We start from the raw sequence: 17,535 nt of genomic DNA, 5'->3' as shown, positions 1-17,535 counted from the left end.
TTAGCCGCCGGTTACGTGCCGGGAGGCGGGCATCCGCACCGGGGGCGTCGGCCGGTCCGGCAGCGAGAGGGCGAACAGCCGCACCAGGGGGTGGAACAGGTAGCAGGGCTGCCCCCACTCGTCGGCGCCGCTGACCTCCAGCAGTGCCGCGTCGGCGAGCGCTTCCAGCAGCCGTTCGGCGTCCGCCTCCGGCACCGCCAGCGAGCGGGCGGCCTCCCGCGCGGGGAACGGCTCGGAGCCCAGCGCGGCGAGCGCGGGGAAGGCCTCCCGCACCTCGGTCTCCAGCACTCGCCAGGACGCCTGCAGCGCGGTGTGCACGTCCAGTTCGCCCGAGTGCAGCTCGCGCAGCCGGGCGGCGGGGTCCGCGAGGCGCCGGGCCAGCCGGTCCGGCGCGTAGTGCGGCCGGGCGGCGATGCGGATGCCGGCGATCCGCAGCGCCAGCGGCAGGCCGGCGCAGTGCTCCACGATCGCGGCCGCCGCGCCGGGCGCCGCCGCCAGCCGGTCGGGCCCGGCGGCCGAGGCGAGCAGTTCCAGCGCGGACCGGGAATCCAGGGGGTCCAGGGCGACGGTGTGTGCGCCGCCCACCGAGGGCAGCGCGGTACGGCCGGTGATCAGTACGGTCGGCTCGGGGGAGTTGGGCAGCAGCGGTCCGAGCTGGGCGGCGCCGGACGCGTTGTCGAGCAGGATCAGCAGCCGTCTGCCCCGGGTCAGCGCGCGGTAGCGGCGGACCAGTTCGTCCAGATCGTCGGCGCCGGCCCCGTCGTCCGGCGCGTCGAGCGCGCGCAGCAGATGCCGCAGCACCCGGCCGGGGTGCTGCGGGGAGCCGTCGGGGGCCCGCAGGTCCGCGAACAGCTGGCCGTCCGGGAACTCCCGGTGGCAGCGGTGGGCCGCGTGCACGGCGAGCGCGGTCTTGCCGAGGCCCGCCATCCCGGTGACCAGGACGCGGCGGGGGCGGTCAGCGGTGCCGTCGTCCGGCGCGAGCGCCCGGCACACCAGGTCCAGCTCGTGCTCCCGGCCGGTGAAGTCGGCGGTGTCCGGGGGCAGCATCGCCGGTACGCCGTGCCGCCGGGCGGCCTCCGGCACCGGCCGGCCGTCCCGTGGCGCGGCCGCGGCGGGCGGCTGCCGGTCGAGCGTGCCGTCGAGCAGCGCCTGGTACGTGGCCTGCAGCTCCTCGCCGGGGTCCACGCCGAGCTCCTCGGCGAGCACCTCGCGGCCGTGGTGGAAGAGGTGGATGGCGTCGGCCTGCCGCCCGGAGCGGTACAGGGCGGTCATGAGCTGGCTGCGGATGCGCTCACGCAGCGGGAACTCGGCGACCAGACCGGCGAGCTCCATGGTGATCTGCTCGTGCCTGCCGAGCGCGAGATCGGCCGTGATCCGGTGCTCCAGGGCCGCCACCCGGGCCTCCATCAGGCGCGGGGCCTCGGCGTCGGCGAGGTACTCGGTGGCATTGGCGAAGGGAAAGCCGTTCCACTGCTTCAGGGCGGCGCGCAGCAGATCACCCGCTCTTTCGAAGTCGCCTTCGAGAAGTGCCGCCCGGCCGCCCTGCTCCAGTCTTTCGAATTCCGTCGCGTCCACCGTGGAATGTCCGGCGGACATGGCATATCCGGGCGGCCGGCGGTCGATGCGCACCTCGTCGCCGAGTATTTTCCGCAGCCGCGAAACGTACGTGTAGATCTGCGCGCTCATGGTCGCCGGCGGGGCCCAGCCCCACAGCAGCTGGCTGAGCCGCTCGTCGGAGACGACCTCTTCGCGGGCGAGGAGAAGCGCCGCGAGGACCGTGTGCAGCTTCGCTCCGGAGAGCGGGATCCTGCGGCCGTCGCGGCGTACTTCGACCGGCCCGAGCACCCGGAATTCCATGTTCAGCCCCCGTTCGTGATGCACAGCAAGAATCTCCGGACGATGCTGGTCGATCCCGCTGTTCTCTCGATATCGTGGCGATTTCACGGGGTCTCCCGCGCACGAAACAGGAACAACAAGGGTTCAAAACGAGCCATCCCTACTGTTCCGGTCGTGCCGCAGCAGCGGTGCCGACGGTCCACCGGGAGGGGAATTCCGATGCGCAGGTCTCGTACGGCGAAGAGCGTGAGAACGAGCTGCCTGGTCGTGCTCACAGGGCTCTTTCTGGGGGTGGCCGGCGGACCGCAGGCCCTGGCGCAGTCGGCCGTCGTCGCCGGCGGCGAGGACATGCCGTGGGGCATCGTCCAGCCCGTGGGGCCGCACGCCACCGGCAGCGGAGAGGACGACATGCCGTGGGGCTGAGCCCCGCCACGCCTGCCGGGTGACCGGCCGGTCCGGCGGTCAGTCCGGCGCGTGCGCCAGCAGCAGCGTCAACTGATCAGCCGTGAACGAACGTTGCGGCGCACCGTCGCCGCCCACTCCGCCGCACTCGCCGCCGTCGCCGCGCACCGCGGCGAGCAGCCGTGCCGCCCGCGCCCGCCAGAGCTGGGCCCCCACTTCGCCGAACGCGGCGTGGGCCCGCCCGAACCGCTCCGCCGCCTCGTCCCGGCCGTCGAGCGCCGCCACACAGCCGAGGTCGGTCTCCACCCGTGCGTACAGGAACCGGTCGGCCAGCTCCTTCGTGATCTCCAGGGCCTGCTGCAGCGTCTCCCCCGCCGCTGCCAGCAGGCCCTGGCTCCACTGCGTCTGGCCCAGCCCGCGCAGCGCGTGGGCCTCGCCGACCCGGTCGCCCTCCTTGCGCGTGAGCTGGAGCACCTCACGGAACGACACCGCGGCCTCCGCCAGCTCACCGGCCAGCAGCCGGACCTCGGCCAGGCGGTAGACGCTCTGCGACTCGGCGCGTACGGACCCGGTGCGCCGGCTCAGCGCCACGGCCTCCACCGCCAGCGGCAGCGCGGGTTCCACCTGCCCCCGGTCGAGCTCGATCTGGGCGAGGAAGCCGAGCAGATGGGCCTCGTTCCCGGTGTCACCCGCCTCGTGGAAGCCTTCCAGGGCCGCCCGGCAGTACTCCAGCGCCCGGTCCCAGTCCCCCTGGAACCGCGCGCACATGGCCAGATTGCGCTGGGCCAGGGCGACGCCCCGCACGTCCCCGGTGGCGCGCAGCAGCCGCAGCGCCGCGACGTTCCAGCCCTCGCCCTGCTCGTACCGCCGCTGGTAGATCGCCAGCGACCCCAGCAGCCGCAGCATGGTGGCCTCGCCCCGCCGGTCCCCGGTGCGCCGCGCCGACGCGAGGGACAGTTCGGCGCAGCGCTGCCATTCCTCCAGGTAGTTGCGGGTCTCGAAGTGCGGTACGGCGCTCTCGGCCAGCGCCCACGCGTACCGGGCCCGGTCGGTCTCCGCCGCGTGCGCGACGACGTCCGGGATCGTCGCGCGCTCGGACTCGAACCAGTCCGAGGGCGTGGCCAGCAGTTCGTCGGCCGACTCCGCCAGGTGGGCGGGCGCGGGCACTCCGGCGCGGCCGACGGGGTAGGCCCGCCCGTCCAGCCGCCGGTGCGCCTCCTCCGCGAGCCAGAGCCAGGCGGCGAAGGCGCGCTCCAGCGCGGCGTCGCACTCCGCCGGCGGCTCGTCGGCCTCCGCGCGTTCCCGCGCGAACAGCCGCAGCAGGTCCTGGAAGCGGTAGCGGGCGGGCCGGCCGGGACCGGCGTCGGAGACCTCCAGCAGCTGGGCGTCGACGAGCTGGTCCATCAGCTCCTCCGCGTGCCAGACGTCCGTCTCCAGTACGGCGGCGCCGGCCCAGGCCGCGAAGTCGGCGGTACGCAGCAGGCCGAGCCTGCGGTACATCAGCGCCGCCTCCGGCCGCAGGTCGCGGTAGGTCAGCCGGAAGCCGGCCCGCACCCCGCCCTCGCCGGGGCTCAGGATGTCCAGCCGTCTTCGCTGGTCCCGCAGCCGGTCGACCAGGCTTCGTACGCTCAGCCCTGGCTTGGCGGCGAGCCGGGCGCCGGCGATCCGCAACGCCAGCGGCAGACGGTCGCACAGCGCGCCGAGCTGTTCGACGGCCACCGGGTCGCTGCCGAACCGTTCGGCGCCGGCGATCTTCGTCAGCAGGGTGGTGGCCTCGGCCGGGGCGAGCACCCGCAACCGGATGCGCAGCGCGGTGTAGTCGCCGGTGAGGTCGTCCAGCGTCTCCCGGCTCGTGGCCAGCACCACGCTCTGGCCGCCCCCGGGCAGCAGCGGCCTGAGCTGGGCGAAGGAGCGAACGTTGTCCAGGACGAGGAGTGTCCGGCGGGTGCTGAGGATGCTGCGGAACAGCGCGGCCCGCTCGTCCGGCTCCGCCGGTATCTGCGGCGCCGGCATCCCGAGGGCGCGCAGGAACCGGTCGAGTACGACCGTGGGGGAGACGGGCGCGTGCTCCTCGTCGTAGCCGCGGAGGTCGGCGAAGAGCTGGCCGTCCGGGAAGCGGTCGGCGACCTGGCTGGCCCAGTGCACGGCCAGCGCGGTCTTGCCCACCCCGCCGGCGCCGGCGATGGTCGCGACGGCCGGTGCGTGCAGGCGGTGCGGCTCCTTCAGCAGCCGGTCCAGCGCGGCCATCTCCGCCTGGCGGCCGGTGAATCCCATGATGTCGGCGGGCAGCTGCGCGGGGACGGTCCGCACCGGGGCCGGTGACATCGTGCCCACGGTGGGCGGCCGGGTCAGCTCGGGGGAGTCCTTGAGGATCAGGTCGTGCAACTGCCGCAGCCCGGGACCGGGTTCGATGCCGAGCTCCTTGATGAGCAGCTGCCGGCCCTGGCGGAAGACGTCCAGCGCCTCGGCGCGCTGCCCCGAGCGGTACAGCGCCAGCATCAGGTGCTCGCGCGACTGCTCGCGCAGCGGGTGCAGCTTGACCAGTTCGGTGAGTTCCCCGGTCAGTACGCGATGACGGCCGAGCTCCAGCATGAGCCCGGCCCGTTCCTCGGTCAGGTCCAGCCGTATCTGCTCCAGGCGTACGGCCTCCACCTCGATCCGCTCGCCGCCCAGTTCGTCGAGCGCGGGCCCGCGCCATTGGTTCAGGGCCTCCTCCAGCAGGGCGCAGGCTTCCTCGGTCCGGCCGTGCCGGGCGGCGTCCCGGCCCCGCTCGGCCTTCTCCAGGAACTCGGTGACGTCGATGCGGTGTTCGCCGCTTGCCAGCAGATAACCCGGGGAGTGGGTGACCAGCAGGTCGTCCACGCCGGCCTGTTTGAAGGTCTTGCGCAGCGTCGCCACGCAGATCGCGATCTGGTTGCGGGCCGTGGTCGGCGGGGAGTCGGGCCAGACGGCGTCCACGAGGGTGTCGACGGAGACGACCCGGTCGGCCGAGAGCAGGAGCATCGCGAGGACGACGGACTGACGGCGTCCGTGTATCCGCAGGGGACCCTCGTCGGTCTGCACGGTGAGTGGGCCCAGCACTCTGAAGACGAACCGGTTCAAGAGATCCCCCTAAGTGCCGACTTGGCAGGCGGTAACGCTACAGCAAAGGGATGGTCAGAGGGTGGTCAACCGTTCGTGTGCGCGGACCGTGCGGGCGGAGGCGTGACGCGCGTTTTCGTCACGGTCGGTGAGGCCGTCGGCGGCCGGAGCGCGAAATAGTCCTCCCGGTATTTTACGCCGGGCACCGCCTGCCATTTGCCCTACTGTTTCCCCGTTGTCTGCGACAGGGAGAGAACAGATGGCCACGTTCGTGCTGGTACCCGGCGCCTGGCTGGGCGCCTGGGCATGGGAAGACACTGCCCGCGAGCTGCGCGAGCGCGGTCACACCGTGCTGGCGACGGCACTGACCGGGCTCGGTGAGCGGGCCGGTCAGGCGACCCCGGAGACGGGCCTGGACACCCACGTCGACGACATCGTCACCTTCGTCGAGGAGCATGACCTGCGCGACGTCACACTCGTGGCGCACAGTTACGCGGCGGCCCCCGCCACCGGTGCCGCCGGGCGCCTGGGTACGCGGCTGGCGCGCGTCGTCTACGTCGACAGCGCCCCGTTCGCCGAGGGCATGCGGATGCTCGACCTCATGTCGGAGGCCGAGGCGGAGATACTGCGCGAGCAGGTCGCAGCGGAGGGGGACGGGTGGCGGCTCCCGATGCCGGCGATCGACGCGCTCGGCCAGGTGGGAGATCTCGACGGACTCACCGAGGACCGGCGCGAGCTGATGCGCAGCCGTGCCACACCACAGCCGTTCCGCACGTACGAGCAGCCCCTCACGGCGCCGGTCGGACCCGCCCCCGAGGTGGACCGCGTCCTCATCGCCTGCAACGAGTTCAAGGCCCTGCTGGACGCGGGCGTCCCCATGCTGGCGTACCTCGGCCGGCCGCCGTGGCGGCGGGTCGACCTGGCCACGGGGCACTGGCCCATGCTGTCGGCCCCCGCCGAGCTCGCGAAGGCCCTCGACACGGCCGTCTCCTGACCCCGGCTGCCCGGTTCAGGCAGACGGCCCGGGCTCTCGGCCCCGGTCGCGGGCGTCCGCCGTCCACATGTCCTGGAGGACCGGCGGGGCCGTGTGACCGGGGAGGCCCACCAGGGCCTCCACCTGGCTGCGGTGGTACGGCGTGGGGCCGTGCCACTCCACCAGCAGGACCGTGGCGTCGTCGTTCAGCCGGCCGTGGTGGTAGTCCAGGTGGTGCCGGATCAGGCGGCGCAGCGTCTCCGGGAGCGGCAGGCCGTCCGAGTGCCGGCGGATGAGGAAGTCGGTGAAGCGGGCGAGCCCGAACTCCTCGCCCTCGGGGTTGCGGGCCTCGGTGATGCCGTCGGTGTGGAGCAGCAGCCGGTCGCCGGGCTCCAGCTGGTCGTGGCAGAGCGAGGGGGACAGCCCCAGGCCGGTGCCGAGCGGCGGACCCGGCGGGCAGTCCAGGGAGAGCGCCGTGCGGCCGCCGCGGATGATGACCGGCGCGGGGTGGCCGCAGCTCGTCCAGCTCAGCACACCCGTGGTGAGGTCCAGGTCGGCCAGGACGCCGGTGGCGAAGCGGCTGCCGTCGAACTGCGCGGCGAGCGCCTCCTCCACGGCCGCCGCGGTCCGCAGCATGCCCGAGTGCTGGCGGCGGTGGTTGCGGCAGGCGGCGAGCGCGAGGTTGGCGGTCAGCCCGGCGGCCGTGTCGTGGCCCATCGCGTCGAAGACGCCCAGGTGGACGGTGTCCCCGGCCACGCCGTAGTCGAAGACGTCGCCGCTGACCTCGTAGGCCGGCTCCATGACGGCGCTGATCAGCACCCGGTCGGTGGCGAACGTCCGCGGGGGCATCAGCCGCCACTCCATCTCGGCGGCCACGTTCATCTCCCGGCGGCGCACCAGCCGGGAGTAGGAGTCGCTCGTACCGCGCTTGCTGACCAGCATCAGTCCGATGAGGCCCGCGAGGTTGCGCAGGTCGGCCATGAGGGCCGGGTCGTCGGGCGCCTCGATCCGCAGGACGCCCATCCGCTCCGTGCCGTTCACCAGCGGTACCCACCACTGGTCGCCACCGGTCGCACAGGCGGGCACCACCGTGCCGAGCTGGAAGGCGCGGCCTGCGAGCGTCCCGTCCACCCGGAGCTCGGACGGCCGGTCCCGGTCGTCCTGGCGGGGCGGGCCGTACCCGGAGTCCGGGCCCCGTTCGGTCAGCAGGTGGAGCATGTCCTGCTGGAGGTCGGCGAGGTAGATCAGCACGTCCGGCCAGCCCGCCCGCGCCGCGTGCTCGGCGACCAGGCCCGGTAGCTGCTCCAGCGTGATCAGGTGGCTGGCGGCGATGAGGTCGGCCAGTAGGCTCCGCCGGGCGGCCGCAGTGCTCATACGGGGCCCTCCTCGGTGTGGGGACACAGCGGCCCCATGGCGGTCCCTGTGTGCACGCAGTACCCGCCGCCGGTACCTCCGTAACACCCTGCGGGTGCCGTAACGGGAGGAGGCCGGTACAACGGGAGATACCGGGCGTTTGCCGTGTGACGCCCGGTGGTACGGCTGTGGCGCACGCCCGGCGCGCCGCCGGGCCCGCACCCGCGCCGGCCCCGCCGGACCGGCGAAGACCGTCGAAGGAGACAGTGCCGTGGCCTCGAAAGCCGACCCGAAGCTCGCCTACACGGTTCCGGGCATGAGCACCTCCGAAGGCTCGGAGGTCGTCCAGCTGCTCCGGATGCGGCTGCATGCGCTCAACGACCTGGCGCTCACCCTCAAGCACGTGCACTGGAACGTGGTCGGCCCGCACTTCATCGCCGTACACGAAATGCTCGACCCGCAGGTGGACGCCGTACGCGACATGATCGACACCACCGCCGAGCGCATCTCGACGCTCGGCGGCGAGCCCGCCGGTACCCCCGGCGCCCTGGTCGCCGAGCGCACCTGGGAGGACTACGCCATCGGGCGGGCCGAGTCGATCGAGCACCTGGGCGCGCTGGACGTGGTCTACACCGGCGTCATCGAGGACCACCGCGCGGCGGTGCGCGCCACCGACGAGCCCGACCCGATCACCCAGGACATGCTGATCGAGCAGCTGCGCAGCCTGGAGCTGTTCCAGTGGTTCATCCGGGCCCACCTGGAGAACTCCGGCGGGAAGCTCAGCACCGCCGGCCGGACCAGCGAGGCGCAAGCGGCGCAGGCGGCGGGCCGGCAGGCCCGGCAGCAGCCCTGAGGCCCACCGCGTGCGCCACGCTCAGCGGCGGTGGCCAGGGCCGGTGGTCCGCCGGTTGGTCCGAGTGAGGTGTGCGGCTGGTTTGTCCGTTTTCGGGTGCTGCGTTCAGGGGCACTGGTGACTCCATGAGACGCACGGAGGGTACGGGCGGCGCGGACACCACCACCGCGCTCACCCTGCACATCAACGGTGAACGCCAGGAGCGCACGGTCGACAACCGCACCTCACTCCTCGACCTGCTCCGCGAGGACCTGCGGCTGACCGGCGCCAAGAAGGGCTGCGACCACGGCCAGTGCGGGGCCTGCACGGTCCTGCTGGACGGCCGGCGGGTCAACTCCTGCCTGCTGCTCGCGGTGGCCGCCGACGGCGCCGAGGTCACGACCGTCGAGGGCCTGGCCGACGGCGACGCGCTGCATCCGCTCCAGGAGGCGTTCCTCGCGCACGACGGTTACCAGTGCGGCTTCTGCACCCCCGGCCAGATCTGCTCGGGCGTCGGCGCGATCGCCGAGGCCGAGGCGGGCTGGCCCAGTGCGGTGACGCCGGACGGCGCACCGGACGGACCGGTGGAGCTGACCGGCGGCGAGGTCCGGGAGCGGATGAGCGGCAACATCTGCCGCTGCGGCGCGTACGTGAACATCATCGACGCGGTACAGGAGGCGGCGCGGTGAAACCCTTCCGGTACGAGACGGCCACCGATCCCGCCGCGGCCGTGGACCTGCTCTCCCGGGAGCCGCGCGCGGCCTTCCTCGGCGGCGGCACGAACCTGGTGGACCTGATGAAGCTCGGGGTCGAGGTGCCCGAGATGCTGGTCGACGTGAGCCGGCTGCCGTTCGACGAGATCGCCGGCACGGACGACGGGGGCCTGCGGGTCGGCGCCACCGTACGCAACAGCACCCTCGCCGTGCACCCCGTCGTCCGCGAGCGCTACCCGGCGCTGTCCCAGGCGCTGCTGGCCGGCGCCTCGCCGCAGCTCCGCAACCTCGCCACGATCGGCGGCAACCTGCTCCAGCGCACCCGCTGCACGTACTTCCAGGACGTCGGCAAGCCGTGCAACAAACGGCGGCCCGGCTCAGGCTGCCCCGCGCGCAGCGGCGTCCACCGGGACCTCGCGGTCCTCGGCGCCTCCCAGCACTGCGTGGCCACGCACCCGTCGGACATGGCGGTGGCGCTGGCGGCGCTCGACGCGCGGGTGCACTGCGTGTCGGTGGAAGGTACGCGGACGCTGCCGGTGGCCGAACTGCACCGGCTGCCGGGCGACGCACCGGACCGCGACACCGTGCTGGAACACGGCGAGCTGATCACGGCCGTCGAGCTGCCGCCGCCGGCCCAAGGCGCCCGCTCGGCCTACCGCAAGGCCCGGGAGCGCGCGTCGTACGCCTTCGCGCTCGCCTCGGCCGCCGCCGACCTGCGGGTCACGGACGGCACCGTGGAGCACGTGCGGCTCGCGTTCGGCGCGCTGGCGGCCAAGCCCTGGCGGGCCCGGGCCGCCGAAGAGGCGCTGCTCGGCCGGCCCGCCACCGAGGAGTCCTTCGGCCGGGCCGTGGACCAGGAACTGGCGGCCGCCGAGCCGCTCCGCGACAACGGCTACAAGATCCCCCTGGCCCGCCGGCTGGCCGTCGCCCTGCTGACGGACCTGACAGGCGACCACGCGGGAGGTGCGCGATGACGACCCTGCCCCGGACCCTGGGCGCGGACACCGCACGGCTGGAGGGCCGCGAGAAGGTCACCGGCACGGCGCGGTACGCCGCCGACCACGGACATCCCGACGGCCTGTACGCCTGGGCGGTGCCTGCCACGATCGCCCGCGGCGAGATCACCGGCGTGGACACCGGCACCGCGCTCGCCGACCCGGCCGTCCTCACCGTGCTCACCCACGAGAACGCGCCCCGCCTCGAAGAGGGTGACGACCCGACGCTCGCCGTCCTGCAGTCGCCGCGCGTCGCGCACCGCGGCCAGATCGTCGCCCTCGCGGTCGCCACCTCCCTGGAGGCGGCCCGCGCCGCGGCCGCCGCCGTCCACCTGGACTACACCTCGGAGCCGCACGACGTCCTCCTCGGCCCCGACCACCCGGGCCTCTACGCCCCCGAGACCGCCAACGGCGGCCACCCCGCCGACCGGGAACGCGGCGACTTCGACACCGCGTACGCCGGGGCGGCCGTCCAGCACGACGCCGTGTACGAGACGCCGCCGCTGCACAACCACCCGATGGAGCCGCACGCCGCCACGGCCTGGTGGGAGGGCGAGCGCCGGCTGTGCCTGTACGACTCCAGCCAGGGCTCCTCCACCGTCCAGCAGATGCTGGCGCAGCTCTTCGGACTCGGCCCGGACCAGGTGCGGGTCACCAGTGAGCACGTCGGGGGCGGTTTCGGCTCCAAGGGCACACCGCGCCCGCAGGCGGTACTCGCCGCCATGGCGGCCCGCGTGACGGGCCGTCCGGTGACCCTCGCCCTGCCGCGGCAGCTGCTGGAGTCCGTCACCGGGCACCGCGCGCCCACGATCCAGCGCCTGCGCCTGGGCGCCGACCGCGACGGCCGCATCCAGGCGCTCGCGCACGAGATCCTCACCCAGTCCTCCACCGTCCAGGAGTTCGTCGAGCAGGCCGCGGCCCCCAGCCGGACGATGTACGTCTCGCCGCACAGCCGCACCACCCACCGGGTGACCCGGCTGGACGTCCCGACCCCGTCATGGATGCGGGCGCCCGGCGAGTGCCCCGGCATGTACGCGCTGGAATCGGCCATGGACGAACTCGCCCTCGCCTGCGGTCTGGACCCCGTCGAGCTGCGGGTACGCAACGAGCCCGACCGGGAGCCGGACTCCGGCCGCCCGTACAGCAGCCGCCACCTCGTGGAGTGCCTGCGCGAGGGCGCCCGCCGCTTCGGCTGGCAGCACCGCGACCCGGCCCCCGGGAAGCGCCGCGACGGCCGGCTGCTGCTCGGCACCGGTGTGGCCGCCTCGACGTACCCGGTCATGGTCGCGCCGTGCCGGGCCGAGGCGCACGCCCGCGCCGACGGGCGGATCGACGTACGGGTGAACGCCACCGACATCGGCACCGGCGCCCGGACCGTCCTGGCCCAGATCGCCGCCGACGCGCTGCGGATGCCCCTGGACCGGGTCCGGATCCAGGTGGGCAACAGCGATCTGCCCGAAGCTCCGGTGGCGGGCGGCTCGTCCGGCACCTCCTCGTGGGGCTCCGCCGTGCACAAGGCGTGCGAGGGGCTGCGGCGGAAGCTGGCGGAGCACAGCGAGGTACCGGCGGGCGGCCTGACGGTCACCGCCGACACCACCGAGGACGCCGAGCGGGGCAAGGAGTACGCGCGGCACGCGTACGGCGCCCAGTTCTGCGAGGTGCAGGTGGACACCGCGACCGGCGAGACGCGGGTACGGCGGCTGCTCGGTGTCTTCGCCGCCGGCCGCATCCTGAACCCGCGTACAGCGCGCTCGCAGTTCATCGGCGGCATGACGATGGGCCTCGGCATGGCGCTGACGGAACACAGCACGATGGACCGGGAGTTCGGCGACTACGCGGAACGCGACCTGGCCATGTACCACGTGCCGGTCTGCGCCGACGTCCCGGTCCTGGACGTGCACTGGCTCGACGAGGAGGACCCGCACCTGAACCCGATGGGCTCCAAGGGCATCGGTGAGATCGGCATCGTCGGCACCGCGGCCGCCGTCACCAACGCCGTCCACCACGCCACGGGCGTTCGCGTCCGCGCGCTGCCGGTCACCCCGGACGCACTGCTGCCGCAGCTGTGACGGTGCCCGGTACCTGATGCGCTGTCAGCGTTGTGGCAGGGCGGCGGCGAAACGGGACGCTATGGCGGCCGGCGCGGTGATGGCGCCGCCCACCACGACGCCCCACGCACCCGCCTCGATCGCGGCCGCCGCCTGCTCCGGGGTGTGCAGCCGCCCCTCGGCGAAGACGGGCACATCCAGGCGCCCGGCCAGCTCGGCGACCAGCTCCAAATCCGGGCCCGGCTGCCGGCGGCTGTACGGCGTGTAGCCGGAGAGGGTGGTGGAGACGAGGTCGGCGCCGAGCGCGGCGGCCGCCACCCCCTCCGCCACGGTGGAGACATCGGCCATCAGCAGCCTGCCCAGCGCGTGCACCGCCTCGACCGTCTCGCGCAGCGGCCGTCCGTCCGGCCGCGGCCGGTCCGTGGCGTCCACGGCGACGATCTCGGCCCCGGCCTCGGCGACGGCCCGCGCGTGGTCGGCCGTCGGCGTGATGTATACGCCCTCCGCGCCGTCCTTCCACAATCCGACGATCGGCAGGTCCACCACGGCCCGTACGGTCTCGATGTCGGCCACGCCCTGTACCCGGACGCCCGCCACCGGCGCGCCCGCGGTCACCGAGGCGGCCATCGCGGCCATGTGCTCCGGGGCCCGCAGCGGATCGCCGGGCGGCGCCTGACAGGAGACCACCAGCCGGCCGCGCAGCCCGTCCAGCAGCTCGCGGGCGCGGTCGGCGGGCAGTGCGGTCCGGCGGGTGTCCCGGCCGTGCTCGGTGCCGGATGCGGTCTCGGTCATGCGCTGTCCCTCGTCGTCCTTCGTCGGGTCCGTGCGGTGGTTCATCGGCCGTTCTCCGGTCGCCGTACCGGGACGTCCACGGGGCCGTCCTCCAGCAGCAGCGCCGCCGCGCCGACCACCGCGGCGCGCGGGCCGAGCGCCGCCGGTACGGGCCGGAGGCCGGCGGGCCCCGGCAGCAGCTCCGCGGCGAACGCCTCGGTCAGCGGCTCCCAGAACGGCGCGCCGATCGAGGCGACACCGCCGCCGACCACGACCCGCTCCGGGTCCAGGGTGTTGACCAGCCCGGCCAGGGCGCGGCCCAGCGCGCCCGCGCCCTCCGCGAGGGCGGCACGCGCCGCTTCCGTACCGGCACCGGTCGGCCCGGCGTCCGGCTCCGCCAGCGCCGCGACCCTCCGCAGGTCGTGTACGTCCTCGTCTCCGCTCAGCTCGCGGAAGCGGGCGGTGATCGCGGGCCCGGACGCGACGGCTTCCAGATGCCCCGCGCGCCCGCAGTTGCAGGGCCGCCCGGCGGCCTCGGGCACCGCGAGGTGGCCGAACTCGCCCGCCGTCCAGTGCGCGCCGCGCAGCAGCCGGCCCCCGCTGACCAGTCCGCCGCCGATGCCCGTGCCCACGCTCACGTACAGCGCGGACGCGCAGCCCGCACCGGCGCCGTAGGTCTGCTCGGCCAGCGCGAAGACGTTCGCGTCGTTGTCGGCGGTCACCGGCAGTCCGAGCCGGTCGCCCAGCTCCTCGCTCAGCCGGGTGCCCGCCCAGCCGGAAAGCAGCGCGTTGGCGGACAGTACGACCCCTTGGTCGCGGTCGACGACGCCTCCCGTACCGATGCCGAGGCCCACCGCGCCTTCCCGGCCAGGCAGTTCGCGGACGGCCGCCGCGATGGCGTCCAGTACGGCCGTCCGGCCCTGTGCGGCGGGCGTGGGCCGGACGACCGAGGCCAGCAGCGTCCCCTCGGGGGAGACGACCCCGGCGGCGATCTTCGTGCCGCCCACGTCGACGCCGAGCAGCGGGCGCGGCGATGCGGAGGCGGGCCCGGACTCCGCCGCGTGCCGCGGTCGCGGCGCCCGTACGGCCGTCACGGCTGCGCCCTGCGGACGGTGAAGCGGATGTCGTAGCGGTCGGCGCGGTAGATCGTGGTGGTCGCCTCGACGGGGGAGTCGCGGCGGTCCAGGCCGACCCGCTGCACCCGCAGCCCCGAACTGCCCAGCGGGACATCCAGCAGGGCCGACTCGGTCTCGTCGAGGTCGACGGCGCGGACGATCTGGTCGGCCGAGCGGATGTCCAGCCCGTAGCGCTCGTCGAGCAGGGCGTAGAGCGAACCGGTCAGGTCCTCGTCGACGAGGCCGGGGACCCGGTCGGCCGGGAAGTGCACGTTCTCCAGGCACATGGGGGAGCCGTCCGCCAGCCGCAGCCGGGAGACGCGTACGACGTCGGAGTCGGGGGCCACGCCGAGCCGCTCGGCGATCTGCCGGCCGGCCCGTACCGTCCCGGCCGCCAGCAGCCGCGAGGCCGGTGCGAGGTCACGGGCGCGCATGTCCTCGGAGAACGAGGTGAGGGTGAGCGACTTGGAGACGACGGGCGGCGCGACGAACGTGCCCGCGCCCTGGACCCGGTAGACGCTGCCCGCCGCCTCCAGCGCGTCCAGTGCCTGCCGGACGGTGTTGCGCGAGACGCCGTGGTCCGTGGCGATCTCCCGTTCCGTGGGAAGCGGGGTGTGCGGGGGAGCCCCGGCCGTCTCGGCCAGCAGCGCCAGCCGTAGTTCCTCGTGCTTGGCCTGTCGGGCCACGCTTCACCATCCAAGGTCGTTGTGATTGGTACCAACCAATACCGGGATTATGACGGGAGAGCTCGGGAAAGCCAAGGCTGGAGTCGGATTGGTACCTGCCAATCTCTGGACTGAGTGAAGGGAAAGCGCGATGGCGGCACTCGGTACGGGCGCCGTGCCGCGGAGCGGCGGACCGCAAGGGTCCGAGGCTTTCCCGAAGGGCCTCCGGAGGGTCACAAATCCCCTCTGGCCAGCAGCTTTTGTCAGTGTGACGGGGTAATATAGAAGCAGTGTTCGAGAGAGCTCACGGGGGGTCCGGGGCTCTCGACCACGACAGGAGGGACCCTGTGACGGCTGCCGCAATGACTCCGACGTCCGCTCTGTTCGACCTGCCGTACGCCCCGCTCGCCAAGAAGCCGCTGCCCGCCGGCCGGCCCCGCGAGTGGTACATCGCCCACAACCGCCGGCTCAAGGCCATGCGTCTGGCCATCGCGCTGCTCGACTCCGGTGTGCACACGCCGGACCGCGCGCCGAACCGGCTCATCCGCGACACCGCCGCGCTCGTCGGCATTCACCGCCCGTCCGACACCACCTGCCACATGGTCCGCACCCTGATGCGCTACACCCGCTGACACGCACCGAAGCCGAAGGGGCGGGCCGGTTCTCCGGCCCGCCCTTTCCGCTTCCGCGTGCGCGGCTACACAGCTCCGGCGGCGGTGGCCGCGCTCCCGGTCTGCGGGGCCGGTCCGGGTGTCCCGCCGGGGCCGGATGCGCCGTCCCGGGCCGCGGCCGTGAGCAGGGTGAACCACACCGTCTTGCCGTGGGTGGTGGGCCGGGTGCCCCAGGCATCCGCGAGCGCCTCGACCAGGAGCAGGCCGCGGCCGTTCTCCGCCATGCCCTCCGCCAGGCGGGCGCGCGGCCGGGGCGTGCTGCCGTCGGTGATCTCCACGCCCAGCTCACGCACGCTGTGCCAGACCCGCAGGGTGAGCGGGCCCTGCGCGTGCCGGACCCCGTTGGTCAGCAGTTCGGAAGCCAGCAGGAGTGCGGTGTCGGCCAGTTCGGCGAGCCCCCACTCGCGCAGACGCTGACTCAGGAACCGCCGCCCGGCCGGTACCGAGAACGCCTCGCCGGCCAGCTCCGTCTCCGCGGTGTCCAGCGGGGCCGTGGGGAAGCTGACGAGCAGCAGGGTCACGTCGTCGGCGTACGCGGCGGTGTCCGGCAGGAGGGTGTTCAGCACGCGGTCGGCGGCGTCCTCCAGCCCGTCGGCGGTGGCGAACACCTCCTCCAGCGTGCCGGCCACCAGCTCCAGCCGGCGGTCGATGTCGCTGTCGGAGGTCTCCACCAGGCCGTCGGTGTACAAGGCCAGGGTCGTGCCGGCCCGGAGCGGGAGACGGACCTGCTCGTGCGGCACACCGCCCACGCCCAGCGGGATGCCGGTCGGCACCGGCAGTTCGCTGACCACTGCGTCCGGTTCGATGAGGAGGACCGGCAGATGACCGGCCGAGCACACGGTCACCTCGCCCTGTGCGGGATCGGCCTCCAGGTAGACGCAGGTGACGAACTGTTCGGGCAGGTCATGGGTGAACGCGTCCAGGCACCGCATCAGTTCCCACGGCGGGAGCCCGGCCAGGGCGAGGGCGCGGGCAGCGGAGCGCAGCTGCCCCATGACGACGGCCGCGTCCAGGCCGCGCCCCATCACGTCCCCGACGAAGACCCCGACCCGGCCGGCGCCCAGGTCGATCAGGTCCAGCCAGTCCCCGCCGACGCCCTGCCCGTGTGTCGAGGGCAGATAGCGGCTGGCCGCCTGGGCCCCGGGGATCTGCTTGGAGGCCCCCATGAGGTTCAGCGCCAGGGAGATGTGGCGCTGCTGCGCGTACAGCTCGGCGAGCTGTGCTTCGGCTTCCTTGCGTCCGGTGATGTCACGCATGACGGAGCAGGCCGCGGTGATGGCGCCGTCCCGGCTGCGGATGGGCCACAGGGTCACGTCGATGTCCAGGACGCGGCCGTCGCGTGTGGTGCGGCGGGTCTCGTAGTGCTCGATCCGCACGCCGCGGGCGATGCCGTCCAGGAGGTCGGCTTCCTCGTCCTTGAGGTCGGGGGGTACGAGCATGCCGACGTGGCTGCCGACGGCTTCGTCGGGGGTGTACCCGTACAGGCGTTGCGCGGCCGCGTTCCAGAAGGTGATCTCTCCGTCGAGCGACTTGATGAGGATCGCGTCCTGCGAGGACTCGACCACCACCGCCAGCTCGTCGACCCGTGCCTCGGCTCTTTTGCGGTCGGTGATGTCACGCATGACGGAGCAGGCCGCGGTGATGGTGCCGTCCCGGCTGCGGATGGGCCACAGGGAGACGTCGATGTCCAGGACGCGGCCGTCGTGGGTGGTGCGGCGGGTCTCGTGGTGCTCGACGCACTCGCCGCGGGCGATGCGCTCCAGGAGACCGGTTTCCTCGTCCTTGAGGTCGGGGGGTACGAGCATGCCGACGTGGCTGCCGACGGCTTCGCCGGGGGTGTACCCGTACAGGCGCTGTGCGGCGTCGTTCCAGAAGGTGATCTCCCCGTCGACGGTCTTCACGAGGATCGCGTCCTGCGAGGACTCCACGAGTCCTTGGAACAGCTCGTGCCGGCCCCCGGCGCCCCGCAGGGCTTCGATTGACATCAATTGGTGCCTCGCTTCACATGACGCATTCGCACCGAGGCAGCGAGATCACGGTCCCCGTCTGTCATCGCGTGCGCGCCGTCCAACACCTGCTG

14 protein-coding genes are annotated in these 17,535 nt (G+C 73.6%); 7 read left to right on the top strand and 7 right to left on the bottom strand.

The features are described 5' to 3' along the window. The gene (locus AAC944_RS03720; protein ID WP_368396834.1) at positions 1-1,881 is read right to left on the bottom strand and encodes an AfsR/SARP family transcriptional regulator; all 1,881 of its coding nucleotides are present in this window, start codon (positions 1,879-1,881) and stop codon (positions 1-3) included. Positions 1,882-2,082: 201 nt separating this feature from the next. Here AAC944_RS03720 and AAC944_RS03715 point away from each other — a divergent pair, with 201 nt between their 5' ends. Then, complete coding sequence (locus AAC944_RS03715) at positions 2,083-2,259, top strand: hypothetical protein (RefSeq protein WP_196942668.1); 177 nt, start codon at positions 2,083-2,085, stop codon at positions 2,257-2,259. A gap of 39 nt (positions 2,260-2,298) precedes the next feature. On the opposite strand, the gene AAC944_RS03710 is transcribed toward AAC944_RS03715, so the two are convergent. Next, positions 2,299-5,319, bottom strand: a complete 3,021-nt coding sequence (locus tag AAC944_RS03710) for an AfsR/SARP family transcriptional regulator (RefSeq protein WP_368396833.1) — start codon at positions 5,317-5,319, stop codon at positions 2,299-2,301. A gap of 259 nt (positions 5,320-5,578) precedes the next feature. Here AAC944_RS03710 and AAC944_RS03705 point away from each other — a divergent pair, with 259 nt between their 5' ends. Beyond that, positions 5,579-6,313, top strand: coding sequence for an alpha/beta fold hydrolase (locus AAC944_RS03705; RefSeq protein WP_030606553.1), 735 nt, complete (start codon positions 5,579-5,581; stop codon positions 6,311-6,313). Between the two features lie 15 nt (positions 6,314-6,328). Here AAC944_RS03705 and AAC944_RS03700 read toward each other — a convergent pair whose 3' ends face one another. Further along, positions 6,329-7,666 carry a PP2C family protein-serine/threonine phosphatase gene (locus AAC944_RS03700; protein ID WP_078888203.1) on the bottom strand — a complete coding sequence of 446 codons (1,338 nt, stop codon included), beginning with the start codon at positions 7,664-7,666 and terminating at the stop codon, positions 6,329-6,331. Between the two features lie 295 nt (positions 7,667-7,961). Between AAC944_RS03700 and AAC944_RS03695 the strand changes: the two genes are divergently transcribed. From AAC944_RS03695 to AAC944_RS03680, 4 genes are all read left to right on the top strand, one after another. After that, the gene (locus tag AAC944_RS03695; protein ID WP_051871353.1) at positions 7,962-8,498 is read left to right on the top strand and encodes a Dps family protein; all 537 of its coding nucleotides are present in this window, start codon (positions 7,962-7,964) and stop codon (positions 8,496-8,498) included. A 125-nt stretch (positions 8,499-8,623) separates the two neighbouring features. Further along, a complete protein-coding gene (locus AAC944_RS03690; RefSeq protein ID WP_030606559.1) occupies positions 8,624-9,166 on the top strand; it encodes a 2Fe-2S iron-sulfur cluster-binding protein in 543 nt (180 codons plus the stop codon). Next, entirely contained in the window at positions 9,163-10,164 is a 1,002-nt protein-coding gene (locus tag AAC944_RS03685; protein WP_030606561.1) for an FAD binding domain-containing protein, read from the top strand. Before AAC944_RS03690 ends, AAC944_RS03685 begins: the two co-directional genes overlap by 4 nt. Then, entirely contained in the window at positions 10,161-12,254 is a 2,094-nt protein-coding gene (locus AAC944_RS03680; RefSeq protein ID WP_030606563.1) for a xanthine dehydrogenase family protein molybdopterin-binding subunit, read from the top strand. Before AAC944_RS03685 ends, AAC944_RS03680 begins: the two co-directional genes overlap by 4 nt. 24 nt (positions 12,255-12,278) lie before the next feature. On the opposite strand, the gene AAC944_RS03675 is transcribed toward AAC944_RS03680, so the two are convergent. From AAC944_RS03675 to AAC944_RS03665, 3 genes are read right to left on the bottom strand one after another with little or no spacing between them, the layout of a single operon-like run. Then, a complete protein-coding gene (locus AAC944_RS03675; protein WP_078888281.1) occupies positions 12,279-13,025 on the bottom strand; it encodes an N-acetylmannosamine-6-phosphate 2-epimerase in 747 nt (248 codons plus the stop codon). A gap of 41 nt (positions 13,026-13,066) precedes the next feature. Continuing rightward, positions 13,067-14,098: an ROK family protein gene (locus tag AAC944_RS03670; RefSeq protein ID WP_078888204.1), complete on the bottom strand. Its 1,032-nt coding sequence runs from the start codon at positions 14,096-14,098 to the stop codon at positions 13,067-13,069. After that, a complete protein-coding gene (locus tag AAC944_RS03665; protein ID WP_030606571.1) occupies positions 14,095-14,805 on the bottom strand; it encodes a GntR family transcriptional regulator in 711 nt (236 codons plus the stop codon). The genes AAC944_RS03670 and AAC944_RS03665 overlap by 4 nt, the downstream gene beginning before the upstream one ends. Positions 14,806-15,146: 341 nt before the next feature. On the opposite strand from AAC944_RS03665, the gene AAC944_RS03660 reads away from it, so the two are divergent. Continuing rightward, entirely contained in the window at positions 15,147-15,416 is a 270-nt protein-coding gene (locus tag AAC944_RS03660; RefSeq protein ID WP_051871249.1) for a hypothetical protein, read from the top strand. A gap of 65 nt (positions 15,417-15,481) precedes the next feature. On the opposite strand, the gene AAC944_RS03655 is transcribed toward AAC944_RS03660, so the two are convergent. Further along, complete coding sequence (locus AAC944_RS03655; protein WP_078888205.1) at positions 15,482-17,440, bottom strand: SpoIIE family protein phosphatase; 1,959 nt, start codon at positions 17,438-17,440, stop codon at positions 15,482-15,484. Between the last annotated feature and the right edge of the window lie 95 nt (positions 17,441-17,535).

The sequence above is a fragment of the Streptomyces sclerotialus genome (assembly GCF_040907265.1).
Classification (GTDB): Bacteria; Actinomycetota; Actinomycetes; order Streptomycetales; family Streptomycetaceae; genus Streptomyces; species Streptomyces sclerotialus.
The sequence above is the reverse complement of the archived record's forward strand: the minus strand, read 5'-3'. Positions and strand labels throughout refer to the sequence as shown.

Coding starts and splice junctions, on each gene's coding strand:
- AAC944_RS03705 (WP_030606553.1), top strand. CDS start 5,579: ATGGCCACGTTCGTGCTGGTACCCGGCGCCTGGCTGGGCGCCTGGGCA.
- AAC944_RS03700 (WP_078888203.1), bottom strand. CDS start 7,666: ATGAGCACTGCGGCCGCCCGGCGGAGCCTACTGGCCGACCTCATCGCC.
- AAC944_RS03695 (WP_051871353.1), top strand. CDS start 7,962: ATGAGCACCTCCGAAGGCTCGGAGGTCGTCCAGCTGCTCCGGATGCGG.
- AAC944_RS03690 (WP_030606559.1), top strand. CDS start 8,624: ATGAGACGCACGGAGGGTACGGGCGGCGCGGACACCACCACCGCGCTC.
- AAC944_RS03680 (WP_030606563.1), top strand. CDS start 10,161: ATGACGACCCTGCCCCGGACCCTGGGCGCGGACACCGCACGGCTGGAG.
- AAC944_RS03675 (WP_078888281.1), bottom strand. CDS start 13,025: ATGACCGAGACCGCATCCGGCACCGAGCACGGCCGGGACACCCGCCGG.
- AAC944_RS03660 (WP_051871249.1), top strand. CDS start 15,147: ATGACTCCGACGTCCGCTCTGTTCGACCTGCCGTACGCCCCGCTCGCC.
- AAC944_RS03655 (WP_078888205.1), bottom strand. CDS start 17,440: ATGTCAATCGAAGCCCTGCGGGGCGCCGGGGGCCGGCACGAGCTGTTC.